Below are 14,440 nucleotides of genomic sequence, written 5' to 3' on the forward strand. Positions count from 1 at the left end.
TTTGCTCCTTTAATCACCATTTTCCCTGCAGCTGCCACGGCGTCGGGCCCGGGTCGTTTTTGGCCATCGGGCGGGTGACCAGCAGCGCCAGCAGGGGCGGTATCCCCTGCCTGGGCTGTAGCGTACCGTGAAACAGATAGCGGCCATCGGGCGACAGGGTTCCCTGGCCGCTGAGGCTCAGCTGATGAGAATCCTGGCGGATGGCCAGCGCCACGGCGCCGGTCGTCTTACAGCTTAAGGTGCCACTGACCTGGGCTAACTCCAGGCTACCGACCGGAGAGTGCAGCCTGGCCTGACGCCACTGCGCGCGTCCGGCGGTGATTTGCTGACAGCGCCCCTCGCTGAAGTGCGCTTCGGCCAGGCTGAAAGTGACCTCTCCTTCGGCGCTGACGGGCATGGTCGGCGTTAGCCAGCGACCGAGCAGGCTGGCGGGGGCGGTGAGCCGTCCCTCCTGCAGGCGCAGATCGCGGATGCCCCACAGCCGGGCCTGACCCTCCACGCCGCGGGGATCGCTGAGCGCGATCTGCCAGCCAGCCAGGGTGAGTGACCACGTCAGCCGCTCAAGCCGTTCGCCGCGCCAGGAGACTGACTGCGCCGCGCCGCGCCAGATGCTGCCGCTGAGGTTGGCCACCTGTACCTCGGGCGGCAGCATCGGGACTAACAGACGCGCCGGGGCGGTGGCGGTCAACCACAGCAGATAGAGCGCCAGCAGTAGCCCAACCGCGAACCCGTTAGCTTTCATCGTCGCGCTCCAGCAGCAGATGGTTGACCGTGACCCAGCCCGGCCGCGACGGCTGTGCGGTTACGGATAGCGAGACCGCGTTGACGCCGCGCATCGCCGGGGCGTCCAGCCAGTCCATCAGCGCCTGAAAGGCGCAGGGCTGAAGGGTGACCTGAAGACGTTTTCCCTGCGGCTGCAGACGAACGACTTCCAGCCCGTGGCTCGCCGCCTCGCGCATCACCAGCGCGGTGAGCGCCTCTTTTGCCGCCGGCGCGGGCTGCTGGCTGAGCTGCTGCAGGCGCGGACCCTGCTGCGTCATCCAGCGCAGGCTGGCCTGTTCTTTCACCAGGGTTTGCCGCCACTGCGCCTCGCGGGCTCGCCAGGGCTGCCACAGCCCGTACCAGAGGGCGCACACCACCAGCAGCCCCGCGAGTCCGAGCAGCAGGCGCTGCTCCGACGGCGTGCGCTGCCGCCACCAGATAAACAGATTAGCCATCGTTTTCCTCCAGCGTCAGTTGTCCCTCAATGCCATCCGGTTTCGTGGTCATGTCGCCTGGCCGGACGCGAAACCGCGGCTGCGCCCGCTGGGTGAACTGCTCCAGCGCCCGGGAAGAGGCCGCGGCGATATCCAGCTGCAGACGGTTGCCCGCGGCATCCCAGCTCAGCGCCCGCAGGCGGATCCCCGGCGTTTCGCTGATGATGTTCTGCAACGCGCTGAGGCGGTCGACGAGGGGGGCATGCTGCGCCTGACGGGCGAGGGTTTGCAGATGCTGCTGCATCTGCAGTCGCGGGTTAATCACCTTTTTCTCCGTAGGAAACCAGCGATGATAGTAGGCCCGGCTGGCCTGCTGGGCCGCCTCGGCCTGGCGCGCCAGATCGCGATGATCCAGAACGCTATTCACCGCCGCCAGCAGCGCCAGGGCCAGCGCGGCATACCGAGCCGGACGCCAGCTCCCCTGCGCAGGCTGCCGACGGCGGATGGCAAACTCTCCCTGCAGCAGGCTGAGCTTCTGCGCCGCCGGTTGATTTGCGGCGAGGGAGAGCAGCGTCTGCGCAGGCTGCGCGCGCCACGCTCCCGGCGCCGCGGGCGGCGGCGAATAGCTGTCGATGACGTGCTCTTCCGCCTCGCCCCGCAGCAGCTCCGCCAGCCAGGAACTTTCCGCCGCCATGCCGCTCCATGGCTGGTGGCGGATCAGCCACTGCTCGTCCACCTGCACCGCGCTCCACGCCGGCGGTTGCCAGGGCAGGGCCAGCACATCGGGCGTCAACGCCAGGGGCCGTAGGGAGAGCGACTCGCAGCGCGCCAGCCAGTCGCGCATTTTTTGCCGCTGCACGGCGACGATCTCGCACTGGGCCTGCTGGCGGTGGAGCAGAGCAAAATGGGTGGCTTCCACATCGTCGGCCAGCTGCTCTTCCAACAGGAACGGGGCCACCTGCAGCGGCGGTTTACGCAGGCCTGCCGGCAGGCTGAGGGGGTGAAACGCGCAGTCGCTGGCCGGGATCAGCACCCAGGCCGGATAATGCGCCGCCAGCGCCGGGAAAGGGCTGGCGTCGTCAGCCGGCCACCGGCCGCGGGCTTCGTGATGCGGATCGCCGGGGGCGAAGAGTTGCCAGTGCAGCGGCGCCTGCCCGGGGGCGAAGCGCACGATCAGCATGGCCTGGGGGGAAGCGTTAAACTTATTCATCAACCACCATAGAAAGTCCGTATCGCCGCTGGACGACGGTAAAGGCGCGCCCCTCCTGTTGCAGGACGCTGTGCAGCTGAAAGCGAAGGTTGCCGGTCACCACGGTCAAGGCGGCGATAAAGCGTGTGCTGCGCACCGTCAGCCAGGGGCGGGCGAGCGTGGTATCGGTTTTCTGCAGCGTAGGCTGCGCGAGAAACGCGGCGACGCTGCTCCACCCGGTTCGCGGGCGGTTGTGCAACAGCTGTTGCGCCTCCTGCAGCGTCAGATCGCCGGGAAAGAGGGCCACCAGCAGGGCGGCCTGTGAGGGCCGCAGGGTGTTGACATTGACCTGCAGCGCGTCATCCGGCTGGACGCAGACGAAGGGGAGCAGGCGCTGATAGAGCGCGGCGTCCATACCGGCCAGCAGGCGCAGCTCGCTGACATCCTGCATCGGCTGGTTGGCGGCGAGATAGCTCGGGGTTTGCGCCATATAAACCTCGTCCTCCGCCCCGTTCAGTCGCGGCTGGCCGTCGCTGTCCGTCCAGTCGCCGAGGGCGGCGGCGATCTGGCTGGCGCGCAGCGGCGATTCGCCGAGCAGCGCCAGCAGCCGGACGAAGACGTCGGTCGGGTAGGGCGTTTCGCCGCTGGTCTCATCCGCGCGATGGTTGATGGCATTGAGGTTAAAGCAGGCGTGCCCGTCGCGGATCGTGGCGAGGATTTCGCCATCGTCGAGGGTAAAGCGGCGTCCCTCCTGCGCCCAGGTTTGCGCCAGGTTCGTTTGACTGGGCGAGTCCAGCGCGTCGCGTTGCAGCAGCGCGGCGGCCATGTTTTCCGCCGCCAGGGCGTACCATCTGGCCTGCAGATTATCGAGGGTCACGGCGGTGTGTTGATACATGACCGAGGTGCGTTCGGTCATGGCGCTGGCGAGGATCATCATCAGGGCGAGGATGAACAGCACCATCAGGAGCGCGACGCCGCGTTGCCGATTTTTCACTGGCCGCCCCCCGGGGTAAGTAAAAACAGGCGGGTTATCTCCCCGCTGTTCGCCAGGGTCAGGGTGATCTCCAGCCCCTGCGGCAGTTTTTGCGAGCGGTCCCAGGTCTCCTGCCAGCGCCCGTCGGCATAAAACCGCAGGCGAAACGCCGTCACCTCGCGCAGCAGCACCCGGACCGTCGGCTGGCTCCTGGTCAGCGGATCCTGCTGATCGAAGCTCAGCCGTTCAAGCTGCTGCTGGCGCAGGCGGTAGCTGACGTTCTGGATCTCCGAGCGCGGGAGGATCCCCAGCGGATTCGGCCAGCCGCTGCGGCTGAAGGCCAGCCCCCAGTCATCGCTCTGCAACTGAAAACGTCCGGCAAAGAAAAGCGTGTCGCTGTTTCTGGCGCGACGAGGAATGATGTGCGTGACATCGTCGGCTATCTGGCGAAAAGCGCGCTGGAGGGCGGCGATCTGCTGGCTCTTCTCGCGGGTGAGGCCATCGGCGCGGATGACGTTCTGCAGCACCATCACGGCGGCGGCGCTGAGGACGGCGAGGATAGCCAGCGCCAGCAGCGTTTCAATCAGGGTGAAACCGCGCATTTTCGTTATCATGGCGGCGTCACCCAGGTGCGCAGAGTCGCCAGCGGCGCGGGATCGCTTTTTTGCCGCCGGACCTCCACGTCCAGCGCCCGCAGCTGCGGCAGCGCGGTTTCCACCCCCTGCCAGCGGACGAACCAGCGCGTCCCGGCGGCCTCCACGGTGGTTTCAGACCAGCTGAGGGCAGGCCAGCGTTTCTCCAGCCGCAGCTGCACCAGCTGATTATCCGCCAGCCAGCTGGCGAGGATTTTCTCTTCCATACGCCCGAGCTGCCGCGTCTGCTGCAGGGTGGATTGCATCACCGCCAGGCCGGCGAGGGCGAAAATCACCAGCGCGACCATCACTTCGATAAGCGTCATTCCGCTCTCGCGTTTCATGGCTGCTCCCGCGCCGCCAGCGGCTGACTGTCGCCCTGGGCGTCGATGTTGATGCCCGTCGCGGCGTCAATCCGCAGCTGAAACGGGGTGACTTCGCCGCCGGGAAAGATGATCACGTCGGGCTGCTCGCCCGGCGTCCACGCCTGGCCGTTGGGAAAGCGCAGCGTCAGCCTGGCACGCGGGAGGGTTTCCACCGTGGTGGCGCGCCCGGCCTGCAGCGGAAGCCACTGCGCGTTGCCCCAGCGGTCGTCAGCCGCCGCCGGGGCGCCTTCGTCGGCAGGCTGCAGGCGCATAAACTGCCAGCGGTCAGGGTGGATAACGATCCCGAAGAGCTGGCCGGTTTGCTGCCCGCGCTCGCGGACAAAATCCAGCTGCGCCTGAAAGCGCGCCAGGATCTGCGTGGCCTCCTGGGTGCGGGCGGAGGGAAACGCCAGCAGCACCATGCTGGCGCTGACGCCGATCAGCAGCAGGACCAGCATCATTTCCAGGAGGGTGAAACCGCGCTGAGACACTATTTCTTCCCGAGGGTCCAGTTGCCGATGTCGTCATTGGTGTCGGGCATCCCGTCCGGGCCGACGCTGAAGACGTCGATGGCGCCATGCTGACCGGGGCTTAACAGCTGATACTCATTTCCCCATGGGTCCTGCGGCAGGCGGCGGATATAGCCACCTTCCGGGTAGTTGCGGGCATGCGGCTCGACGGCCGGGGCGGTCACCAGTGCCTGCAGACCCTGTTCGGTATTCGGGTAGCGGCTGTTGTCCAGCTTATACATGTCCAGCGCCCCCTCGAGCGCCACCAGATCGCTGACCACCTTCTGGCGGTCCGCTTTCTCCTTGTTGCCCATCAGGTTAGGTACCACCAGGCTGGCGAGGATACCGAGAATGACGATCACCACCATAATTTCCAGTAACGTGAAGCCGCGTTGCCGTTGCATAGTTTTCTCCATTAATACAGTCACATACTCATAAGGGTATTCAGTTGCAGGATCGGCTGCAGGATGGCCAGCACGATAAACAGCACCATGCCGGCCATGGTGACCACCAGCAGGGGTTCAAACAGGCTGAGGGACATCTGGATCTGCGCGCTCAGTTCCCGGTCCTGGTTCTCCGCCGCGCGCTCCAGCATGGCGGTCAGCTCACCGCTCTGTTCGCCGCTGGCGATCATGTAGCGCATCATCGGCGGAAACAGCGCCGTGGCCTCCAGCGCGCGATGCAGGCTGACGCCTTCGCGCACCGACTCGCTGGCGGTCTCCAGCTGGCTGCGCGCCCAGGCATTGCTGAGAACGCCCGCGCTGATGCGCATCGACAGCAGCAGCGGCACCGCGCTGGCGTTGAGAATGCTTAAGGTGCGGGCGTAGCGCGCGCTGTTGACGCTTCGCGTCACGCGGCCGATGACCGGCAGGCGCAGCAGCGCCCGGTCCCAGGCGAGCCGCCGGGCAGGCTGGCGCAGCAGATAGCGCAGCCCCAGCAGCGCCAGTAACGACAGCAGCACCAGCCAGGGGCCCGCGCTGCGCACCATGTCGCTCAGGCTCATCAGCAGCCGGGTAGAGAAGGGCAGAGCCTGTTTAAGATGGACAAACTGCTCGACGACTTTCGGCACCACGGTGGAGAGCAGAATGGCGATCACGCTGATGGCGACCAGCGTCAGCACGATGGGGTAGATCATCGCCTGCAGCAGGCGGGCGCGAAGCTGCTGGCGCTGCTCGGTATAGTCCGCCAGCCGATTCAGCACGCCGTCGAGATGGCCGGAGGTTTCGCCAGCCGCCACCATGGCGCAGAACAGGCCGTCGAAGCAGGCGGGATAGCCGCGCATCGCCTCCGCCAGCGAATGGCCTTCGAGCACTTTGCTCCGCACCCCGGCCATTAACGTTCTCAGCGGCGCCTTTTCGCACTGTTGGGCGACGGCATCGAGCGCTTTCTCCAGCGGAATGCCGGCGGCGACCAGGGTGGCCAGCTGGCGAGTGAGCAGGGCTAAATCACCGGCGCTGGTGCGCCGGGTAAGGAGCCCGCCGCGCCAAAGCCGGCTCGCCGGGTCGGCGGCGGCCACTTCCAGCGCCAGCCAGCCTTTGTCCCGCAGCAGCTGGCGGGCGTGGCGGGCGGAGTCGGCTTGTTGAACGCCGCGGCGGGTTTTGCCCTGCGCGTCCAGCGCCTGATAGCGAAACAGGGCCATCTCAGACGCTGTCCGCCGTTTGCTGTTCGGTGACCCGCATCACCTCCTCCCAGCTGGTGATCCCCGCCAGCGCTTTATCGCGCCCGGCATGGCGCAGGGTCTGCCAGGCCGGCCCCAGCTGCTGGATCAGGGTGATCTCATTTTCGCCGCGGTGGATGGCGGCGCGGACGCGGTCGTCGATCGGCAGCAGCTCGTGAATGCCGGTGCGTCCGCGATAGCCGGTGAAATTACACCGGGCGCAGCCTTTTGGCCGCCACAGCGGCGTGCCGGTCGGGACCGCCATCTGCCGGGCGGTGTCGGCATCCGCCTGCGTGGGCTGACGGCAGTGCGGGCACAGTTGGCGCACCAGCCGCTGCGACATCACTGCCAGCAGCGACGTGGAGAGTAAAAAAGGCTCCACGCCCATATCCTGCAGGCGGGAAATAGCGCCCAGCGCGCTGTTGGTGTGCAGAGTCGACAGCACCAGGTGGCCGGTGAGCGAGGCCTGAACGGCGATCTGCGCGGTTTCGCCATCGCGGATTTCGCCCACCAGCACCACGTCCGGATCCTGGCGCAGGATGGCGCGCAGGCCGCGGGCGAAGGTCATCTCGACTTTGGCGTTGACCTGGGTCTGGCCGATGCCCTCCAGCTCATATTCCACCGGATCTTCAATGGTCATGATGTTGCGCTCCCGGGCGTCGAGGCGGCTGAGGGCGGCGTAGAGCGTCGTGCTTTTCCCGGATCCGGTCGGCCCGGTGACCAGAATGATGCCGTGTGGCCGGGCGATCAGCGCGTCGACCTGGTCGAGCAGGGCGGGGGGCATGCCCAGCGTCAGCAGATCCAGGTTGACGCTGTTTTTGTCCAGCAGGCGCAGCACGACGCGTTCCCCATGGCTGGAGGGCAGGGTGGAGACGCGCACGTCTATCGCCCGCCCGCCGATGCGCAGCGCCATACGGCCATCCTGGGGAACCCGTTTTTCCGCAATGTCCAGGCTCGCCATCACCTTGATACGCGAAATTAACAGCGCGGCCAGCCGCCGCTGCGGGCGGAGAATTTCCCGCAGCACGCCGTCGACGCGAAAGCGGATCTGCAGATGGCGCTCATAGGTTTCGATATGGATATCGGAGGCTTTCTCTTTGATAGCCTCGGTGAGCATGGCGTTGATCAGACGGATAATCGGCGCATCGTCCTCGCTGTCGAGCAGATCGTCGGTATCCGGCAGCTCTTCGGCGAGGGTATAGAGGTCAAGCTCATTGCCGATGTCGGCCATCATCCGGTGCGCTTCCGCCGAGTCGCGCTGATAGCTGAGCACCAGCGCTTTCTCGAACGCGTCCGGCGCCAGACGGCTGACGCTCATCGGCCCGTCCGCCAGGCGGCGCGCTTCCAGCAGCGCCCGGGCGGCGGTGTCCGCGCGGCACAGCGCTTCGCAGCGTTCGCCGTCGCTCAGCAGCACCAGATGGTGCGCGCGGGCCCAGGCGAAGGGCAGCAGCGGACGGCGTTCGGCGGCTGGCGTCATAGGCGGCCTCCGAGGTTAAAAGCGTCAATGGCGGCGCTGACCTGGCGGAAGGCCTGGGTCTCCTGCTGCGGGTAGATGTGCAACAGATCGTTGCTGAGCGATGCTTCGCTGCTCTCTTTGCCCCGCTGTTTGGTTTGCGCATCGTTGAAGGCGGTGTACTGGCCGGAAGAGGCCTGGCGGTACTCATCGCGGTCGCGAATAATGGTCGGGCGGATAAACAGCATTAGGTTGCGCTTCGACACTTTCTTGCTGTCGGAGCGGAACAGCGCGCCGATCACCGGGATGTCGCCGAGCAGCGGCACTTTGTCGGCGGTATCGGTGACGCTTTTATCCAGCAGCCCGCCAACCACCACCGTTTCGCCGCTGCCGACCAGCACGGCGTTATTCACCGTCCGGGTATTAAAGGTCGCTCCGAGATCGCTGCTGGTGCTGGAGGCCGAATCGGCGACGCTCGATACTTCCTGCTCAATCTCCAGCAGCACGGCATCGCCTTCGTTAATCTGCGGCTTCACCTTCAGCTTAATGCCCACGGTTTTGCGCTCGACGGTATTAAAGATGTTGTCGCCGGAGGTGGTTTGCGAGCCGGTTAACACCGGGACTTCCTGGCCGACGTTGAAGGTGGCTTGCATATTGTCGAGGGTGACGATGCTGGGGGTGGCCAGAATATCGTTCTTGGTACTGCTGGAGAGGGCGGTCAGCAGCATCGCCCAGTTCCCCTGATAGAAACCGGCGGCGATACCGTTAAACGAGCCGAGGGCGCTGGCCAGCGAGCTGCTGATGGTGCCGTCTTTGTTGTACTGGTTGGCGCCGGCGATGACGCTGGATATCGGCAAACCGCTGTTGGTGAACTGGGTCATGCCGGCGTTTTTATTGGCCCACTGGATACCGAGATTGAGGCCGTCGGCATCCTGCACTTCGGCGATAATCGCCTCCACCAGCACCTGCGGGCGGCGGATATCCAGCTGGGCGATCACTCGCTCCAGATCGTTCATCACGTCCGGCGCGGCGGTGACGATCAGGGCGTTGGTCTGGCCGTGGGCTTTGATAATGATATTTTTATCGATCGCGGCCACCGGTTTGGCGCTTTGCTTATCGTTCTGCAACGAGCTGCTGATCCCGGTCAGTACCTCCACCAGATCGGCGGCTTTGGCGTACTTCAGGTAGATCACTTTGGTGTTGCCCTGCACCGCCTGCTGGCGGTCGAGCTGTTTGATCATGGCGATAATGCGCTGGCGCGAGTTTGGCTCGCCGCTCACCAGCACCGAGTTGGTACGCTCATCGGCCACCACGTTCGCCACCATCGATCCCGGCAGCGCCGATTTGCTGGTGTCTTTATTGAGTTCGGTAACCAGTTTGACCACCTCCGCGGCGGAGGCCCAGGAGAGAGGCACGGTCACCACGCTGCGATCCCCGGCGTTGTCGACGCGTTCGACAATAGTCAGCAGGCGTTTGATGACCGCCGCGCGGCCGGTCATCAGCAGGACGTTGGAGGGTTCATAATGGACCACGCTGCCGGCGCCAGCGTTATCGTTCAGCTGGCGGAGCAGCGGCGCGAGATCGCGGGCGGCGACGTTGGTCAGGGGCACCACCCGGGTGACGACCTCATCGCCTTCGCCCGGCGCGGCCTCGCTGGCGACCGGAACGGCCGAGGTCTTGGCGTCTTTAGCGCGGACCACCTTCAGCACGCCGTTATTCATATTAATCACGGCGAAGCCGTATACATCCAGCACGCTGAGGAAGAATTGATAATATTGCTCTTCATTGAGCATATCGTAACTGCGCACGGTGATAGTGCCGCGTACGCTGGGATCGATAATCACCGTTTTATTCAGGTTTTTGCTGACGGTATTGATAAATTCCTGGATATCGGTGCCTTTAAAACTGGCGGAAAATTCCTCCGCGGCGGCCGGGGAAAATAGCAGCGGGGTTAATATCAGCAGCGCAGGCAGCATTTTTCGCAGGCGTTTCATGGTTGGCAATTATTCATCCCCCAGGGCGAAAGCAATATCGTGTCGTTGGCCTTCCCGCTCAACGGTTAGCGTTATTTCGGTCATGTCGGCCAAATTCTGCAGCGCCTGTTGCGCTTGTTCCTGTTCGCGTAAATCGATGCCATTTAAGGCAATCGCCAAATCATTTGCCTGTAGGCCGGCCTGGCGAAACAGCGAGGGGTCTTTGCCAGGGTTAAGTCGATAGCCCTGCAGTTTGTCGCCGCTGAGTACCGGCGAAATCGTTAAATACGTGAGGATATTTTGCGGCTGCTCGCGGAGTCGCTTCATCAGGGGCGGACGGGGCGCGGCGGCGGGCGATGACGACGGCGCGCGGGTATCGTTAAATAATAAAATGGCCTCCTGGCGCCCCTGATAGTTGACGATGATCCGGTCTGGCAGGATGGCAGCGATCTGCGCATCGTACCCCGGGGTGGTATCGCCGACGCTAAGGCTAACCTGCTGATTTCCCTTTTCAATAATCGCGATGGATCGCGCCGGGTTGCTGCTGGCGAGCAGCCCGGCCAGACGTAGCTTCAGGCTGGAAACCGGCACCTGATTGAGGCTGGTGGCCACCGCTGGCGCGGGGGGGTTTTTAGCCGCCAGGCCAAACAGGGTAAATGCGGGCCGCACATTTTTAAATTCCGGATCTGCCGCCGGAGGCATGGTTAACGGCAGGGCGGAAATATCCTCAGGACTCACAGGGAATACCACCCGCCAGGTTAATTTCGCCAGCTGCGGAATGGCGGTTATTAATATGATGAGCGTCACAATTTGGGGTAATAATTTAATTATCCCTTTATTTATATTTGTTAACCCCATCACAGAAACTGGCATTTTAATTCCTTTGCTAATTTATTTTTCTGCACGCTGGCGTAATACCCTACCGAAACAGGTAGGTGATTATTGGCTTTTGAATGAATTATTGCCGGAGAGTGGCGATAAGCGTGGCGAATCATAATCAGTTTGCGGTTTGCGGTCGTCATTCCCTTTATTCATTTACTCCCCCGGCTTCCTACGCCCCCCTCTCATTTGTGGGGGATGATTGCGCCTGGGAAAGCAAAAATATCTAATTAGCGCGCTGTAAAGATATTCATCCTTTCTTACCTTTTATAATTTAATAAGCATATTAGGGACTATCGAATGCTCAGATATACCTGTCATGCCCTATTTATTGGATCGTTAGTATTATTGAGTGGCTGTGATAACAGCTCTTCCTCCTCTTCCTCTGGCTCACCTGGCGACCCAGGTAATCCCGGCACGCCCGACCCACAGGATGTCGTCGTCCGTTTACCGGACGTTGCCGTCCCTGGCGAAGCGGTACAGGCCTCTGCCAACCAGGCTGTCATTCATCTCGTCGATATCGCCGGCATCACCAGCAGCACGCCGGCCGACTATGCCAGCAAAAACCTCTATCTGTGGAATAACGAAACCTGCGATGCGCTGAGCGCGCCGGTGGCGGACTGGAATGATGTCAGCACCACGCCGACCGGCAGCGACAAATATGGCCCTTACTGGGTGATCCCGTTGACCAAAGAGAGCGGATGTATCAACGTTATCGTCCGCGATGGCACCAATAAGCTTATCGACAGCGACCTGCGCGTCTCTTTCAGCGATTTCACCGATCGGACGGTATCGGTCATCGCCGGCAACAGCGCGGTCTATGACTCCCGCGCCGACGCCTTCCGCGCCGCCTTTGGCGTGGCGCTGGCCGATGCGCATTGGGTCGATAAGACCACTCTGCTGTGGCCGGGCGGGGAAAATAAACCCATTGTGCGCCTCTATTACAGCCACAGCAGTAAGGTGGCTGCCGACAGTAACGGCGAATTTACCGATAAATATGTCAAGCTGACCCCCACCACCGTCAGCCAGCAGGTGAGCATGCGCTTCCCGCATCTCGCTAGCTATCCTGCCTTTAAGCTGCCGGATGACGTCAACGTCGATGAATTGCTGCAGGGCGAGACGGTGGCGATATCCGCCGAAAGCGACGGGATCCTGAGCTCCGCCACCCAGGTGCAGACCGCCGGCGTACTGGACGATACCTATGCCGCCGCCGCCGAGGCGCTGAGCTATGGCGCCCAGCTAACCGATAGCGGCGTGACCTTCCGCGTCTGGGCGCCCACGGCGCAGCAGGTCGAGCTGGTGATCTATAGCGCGGACAAGAAAGTGATAGCCAGTCACCCGATGACCCGCGACAGCGCCTCCGGCGCCTGGTCCTGGCAGGGAGGGAGCGACCTGAAAGGCGCGTTCTACCGCTACGCGATGACGGTCTACCACCCGCAGTCGCGTAAAGTCGAGCAGTACGAAGTGACCGATCCCTACGCCCATAGTTTGTCGACCAACTCGGAGTACAGCCAGGTGGTCGATCTGAACGACAGCGCGCTGAAGCCGGAAGGCTGGGACGGGCTGACGATGCCGCACGCGCAGAAAACCAAAGCCGACCTGGCGAAAATGACGATCCACGAATCGCATATTCGCGATCTCTCCGCCTGGGATCAAACCGTTCCTGCGGAGCTGCGCGGTAAGTATCTGGCGCTCACCGCCCAGGAGAGCAATATGGTCCAGCATCTGAAACAGCTGTCGGCCTCGGGCGTGACCCATATTGAGCTGCTGCCGGTCTTCGATCTGGCGACGGTCAATGAGTTCAGCGACAAAGTCGCTGATATTCAGCAGCCGTTCAGTCGCCTGTGCGAGGTCAACAGCGCGGTGAAGAGCAGCGAGTTCGCGGGCTATTGCGACAGCGGTTCGACGGTTGAAGAGGTGCTGACTCAGCTGAAGCAGAACGACAGCAAGGATAACCCGCAGGTGCAGGCGTTGAATACGCTGGTGGCGCTGACCGACTCCTATAACTGGGGCTACGATCCGTTCCACTACACGGTACCGGAAGGATCCTACGCCACCGATCCGGAAGGCACGGCGCGCATTAAAGAGTTCCGCACCATGATTCAGGCGATCAAGCAGGATCTGGGAATGAACGTCATTATGGACGTGGTGTACAACCACACCAACGCCGCCGGCCCGACCGACCGCACTTCGGTACTGGATAAGATCGTCCCCTGGTACTATCAGCGTCTGAACGAAACTACCGGCAGCGTGGAATCGGCTACCTGTTGCTCCGACTCGGCGCCAGAGCACCGGATGTTCGCCAAGCTTATCGCCGATTCACTGGCGGTATGGACCACCGATTATAAGATCGATGGCTTCCGCTTCGACCTGATGGGCTACCACCCGAAAGCGCAGATCCTCTCGGCCTGGGAACGCATTAAAGCGCTGAACCCGGATATCTACTTCTTTGGCGAAGGCTGGGATTCCAACCAGAGCGATCGCTTTGAAATTGCCTCGCAAATCAATCTCAAAGGCACCGGGATCGGCACGTTCTCCGATCGTCTGCGCGACGCCGTGCGCGGCGGCGGGCCGTTCGACTCCGGTGATGCATTGCGCCAGAACCAGGGCGTGGGCAGTGGGGCTGGCGTTCTGCCGAATGAGCTGACCACCCTGACCGACGATCAGGCGCGTCACCTCGCCGATCTGACCCGTCTCGGCATGGCCGGTAACCTTGCGGACTTCGTGCTGATCGACAAAGACGGCGCGGTGAAGAGAGGCAGCGAGATTGACTATAACGGCGCGCCAGGCGGCTACGCGGCTGATCCGACGGAAGTCGTGAACTATGTGTCAAAACACGATAACCAGACGCTGTGGGACATGATCAGCTATAAAGCCGCTCAGGAGGCAGATCTCGATACCCGCGTCCGGATGCAGGCGGTGTCGCTGGCGACGGTGATGCTCGGCCAGGGGATCGCCTTTGACCAGCAGGGCTCAGAGCTGCTGCGCTCTAAATCCTTTACCCGCGACTCGTATGATTCCGGCGACTGGTTTAACCGCGTGGACTACTCCCTGCAGGACAACAACTACAACGTCGGTATGCCGCGCAGCAGCGATGATGGCAGCAACTATGACATCATCGCCCGCGTGAAGGACTGGGTGGCCACCCCGGGCGAAGCCGAGCTCAAGCAGATGACCGCGTTTTATCAGGAGCTGACCGCGCTGCGTAAATCGTCGCCGCTGTTTACCCTCGGCGACGGCGCGACGGTGATGCAGCGCGTGGACTTCCGCAATACCGGCGCCGATCAGCAGACTGGTCTGCTGGTGATGACCATCGATGACGGGATGCAGGCTGGCGCCAGCCTGGACAGCCGCGTCGACGGCATCGTGGTAGCGATCAACGCTGCCCCGGAAAGCCGGACGCTGCAGGATTTCGCCGGCACATCGCTCCAGCTGAGCGCTATTCAGCAGGCGGCGGGCGACCGGTCGCTGGCCAGCGGCGTGCAGGTTGCCGCTGACGGCTCGGTCACGCTGCCGGCCTGGTCGGTTGCCGTCCTCGAATTGCCGCAGGGCGAATCGCAGGGCGCCGGCCTGCCGGTGAGCAGTAAATAAGGTGACGTGGGGCGCCCGTAAGG

Annotated in this window: 14 protein-coding genes; 1 reads left to right on the plus strand and 13 read right to left on the minus strand. The window is 63.1% G+C overall.

The window, feature by feature from the left end; genetic code table 11:
* Positions 1-13: 13 nt before the first annotated feature.
* From CE636_RS19530 to CE636_RS28860, 13 genes are read right to left on the minus strand one after another with little or no spacing between them, the layout of a single operon-like run.
* On the minus strand, positions 14-742 hold the full coding sequence (locus CE636_RS19530) for a type II secretion system protein N (protein ID WP_004204408.1): 729 nt from the start codon (positions 740-742) through the stop codon (positions 14-16).
* On the minus strand, positions 732-1,217 hold the full coding sequence (locus tag CE636_RS19535; protein WP_004204409.1) for a type II secretion system protein M: 486 nt from the start codon (positions 1,215-1,217) through the stop codon (positions 732-734). The genes CE636_RS19530 and CE636_RS19535 overlap by 11 nt, the downstream gene beginning before the upstream one ends.
* Positions 1,210-2,406: a type II secretion system protein GspL gene (gspL, locus tag CE636_RS19540; RefSeq protein ID WP_004204411.1), complete on the minus strand. Its 1,197-nt coding sequence runs from the start codon at positions 2,404-2,406 to the stop codon at positions 1,210-1,212. The genes CE636_RS19535 and gspL overlap by 8 nt, the downstream gene beginning before the upstream one ends.
* Positions 2,399-3,379, minus strand: a complete 981-nt coding sequence (gene gspK, locus CE636_RS19545) for a type II secretion system minor pseudopilin GspK (RefSeq protein ID WP_017901156.1) — start codon at positions 3,377-3,379, stop codon at positions 2,399-2,401. Before gspK ends, gspL begins: the two co-directional genes overlap by 8 nt.
* Positions 3,376-3,972, minus strand: coding sequence for a type II secretion system minor pseudopilin GspJ (gene gspJ, locus CE636_RS19550; RefSeq protein ID WP_017901155.1), 597 nt, complete (start codon positions 3,970-3,972; stop codon positions 3,376-3,378). The genes gspK and gspJ overlap by 4 nt, the downstream gene beginning before the upstream one ends.
* The gene (gene gspI, locus CE636_RS19555) at positions 3,969-4,334 is read right to left on the minus strand and encodes a type II secretion system minor pseudopilin GspI (RefSeq protein ID WP_004204415.1); all 366 of its coding nucleotides are present in this window, start codon (positions 4,332-4,334) and stop codon (positions 3,969-3,971) included. The genes gspJ and gspI overlap by 4 nt, the downstream gene beginning before the upstream one ends.
* Complete coding sequence (gspH, locus tag CE636_RS19560) at positions 4,331-4,846, minus strand: type II secretion system minor pseudopilin GspH (RefSeq protein ID WP_017901154.1); 516 nt, start codon at positions 4,844-4,846, stop codon at positions 4,331-4,333. Before gspH ends, gspI begins: the two co-directional genes overlap by 4 nt.
* Positions 4,846-5,268, minus strand: coding sequence for a type II secretion system major pseudopilin GspG (gene gspG / locus CE636_RS19565; protein WP_004204417.1), 423 nt, complete (start codon positions 5,266-5,268; stop codon positions 4,846-4,848). Before gspG ends, gspH begins: the two co-directional genes overlap by 1 nt.
* A gap of 20 nt (positions 5,269-5,288) precedes the next feature.
* Positions 5,289-6,503 (minus strand): type II secretion system inner membrane protein GspF, encoded by a 1,215-nt coding sequence (gene gspF, locus CE636_RS19570; protein ID WP_004204418.1) that lies wholly within the window; start codon positions 6,501-6,503, stop codon positions 5,289-5,291.
* A gap of 1 nt (position 6,504) precedes the next feature.
* Complete coding sequence (gene gspE / locus CE636_RS19575) at positions 6,505-7,998, minus strand: type II secretion system ATPase GspE (protein ID WP_017901153.1); 1,494 nt, start codon at positions 7,996-7,998, stop codon at positions 6,505-6,507.
* Complete coding sequence (pulD, locus tag CE636_RS19580) at positions 7,995-9,968, minus strand: GspD family T2SS secretin variant PulD (RefSeq protein WP_004204420.1); 1,974 nt, start codon at positions 9,966-9,968, stop codon at positions 7,995-7,997. Before pulD ends, gspE begins: the two co-directional genes overlap by 4 nt.
* Positions 9,969-9,977: 9 nt before the next feature.
* On the minus strand, positions 9,978-10,820 hold the full coding sequence (gene gspC, locus CE636_RS19585) for a type II secretion system protein GspC (protein WP_017901152.1): 843 nt from the start codon (positions 10,818-10,820) through the stop codon (positions 9,978-9,980).
* Positions 10,805-10,942: a hypothetical protein gene (locus CE636_RS28860; protein ID WP_032426032.1), complete on the minus strand. Its 138-nt coding sequence runs from the start codon at positions 10,940-10,942 to the stop codon at positions 10,805-10,807. The genes gspC and CE636_RS28860 overlap by 16 nt, the downstream gene beginning before the upstream one ends.
* Before the next feature lie 184 nt (positions 10,943-11,126).
* On the opposite strand from CE636_RS28860, the gene pulA reads away from it, so the two are divergent.
* Entirely contained in the window at positions 11,127-14,417 is a 3,291-nt protein-coding gene (gene pulA / locus CE636_RS19590) for a pullulanase-type alpha-1,6-glucosidase (protein ID WP_017901151.1), read from the plus strand.
* Positions 14,418-14,440: the final 23 nt, after the last annotated feature.

This window comes from Klebsiella sp. LY (assembly GCF_004010915.1).
Taxonomy (GTDB): Bacteria; Pseudomonadota; Gammaproteobacteria; order Enterobacterales; family Enterobacteriaceae; genus Klebsiella; species Klebsiella quasipneumoniae.

Excerpts from the sequence above, each read along its gene's own strand:
- CE636_RS19530 (WP_004204408.1), bottom strand. The coding sequence starts at position 742 with ATGAAAGCTAACGGGTTCGCGGTTGGGCTACTGCTGGCGCTCTATCTG.
- CE636_RS19535 (WP_004204409.1), bottom strand. The coding sequence starts at position 1,217 with ATGGCTAATCTGTTTATCTGGTGGCGGCAGCGCACGCCGTCGGAGCAG.
- gspL (WP_004204411.1), bottom strand. The coding sequence starts at position 2,406 with ATGAATAAGTTTAACGCTTCCCCCCAGGCCATGCTGATCGTGCGCTTC.
- gspJ (WP_017901155.1), bottom strand. The coding sequence starts at position 3,972 with ATGATAACGAAAATGCGCGGTTTCACCCTGATTGAAACGCTGCTGGCG.
- gspI (WP_004204415.1), bottom strand. The coding sequence starts at position 4,334 with ATGAAACGCGAGAGCGGAATGACGCTTATCGAAGTGATGGTCGCGCTG.
- gspG (WP_004204417.1), bottom strand. The coding sequence starts at position 5,268 with ATGCAACGGCAACGCGGCTTCACGTTACTGGAAATTATGGTGGTGATC.
- gspF (WP_004204418.1), bottom strand. The coding sequence starts at position 6,503 with ATGGCCCTGTTTCGCTATCAGGCGCTGGACGCGCAGGGCAAAACCCGC.
- gspE (WP_017901153.1), bottom strand. The coding sequence starts at position 7,998 with ATGACGCCAGCCGCCGAACGCCGTCCGCTGCTGCCCTTCGCCTGGGCC.
- pulD (WP_004204420.1), bottom strand. The coding sequence starts at position 9,968 with ATGAAACGCCTGCGAAAAATGCTGCCTGCGCTGCTGATATTAACCCCG.
- gspC (WP_017901152.1), bottom strand. The coding sequence starts at position 10,820 with ATGCCAGTTTCTGTGATGGGGTTAACAAATATAAATAAAGGGATAATT.
- CE636_RS28860 (WP_032426032.1), bottom strand. The coding sequence starts at position 10,942 with ATGATTCGCCACGCTTATCGCCACTCTCCGGCAATAATTCATTCAAAA.
- pulA (WP_017901151.1), top strand. The coding sequence starts at position 11,127 with ATGCTCAGATATACCTGTCATGCCCTATTTATTGGATCGTTAGTATTA.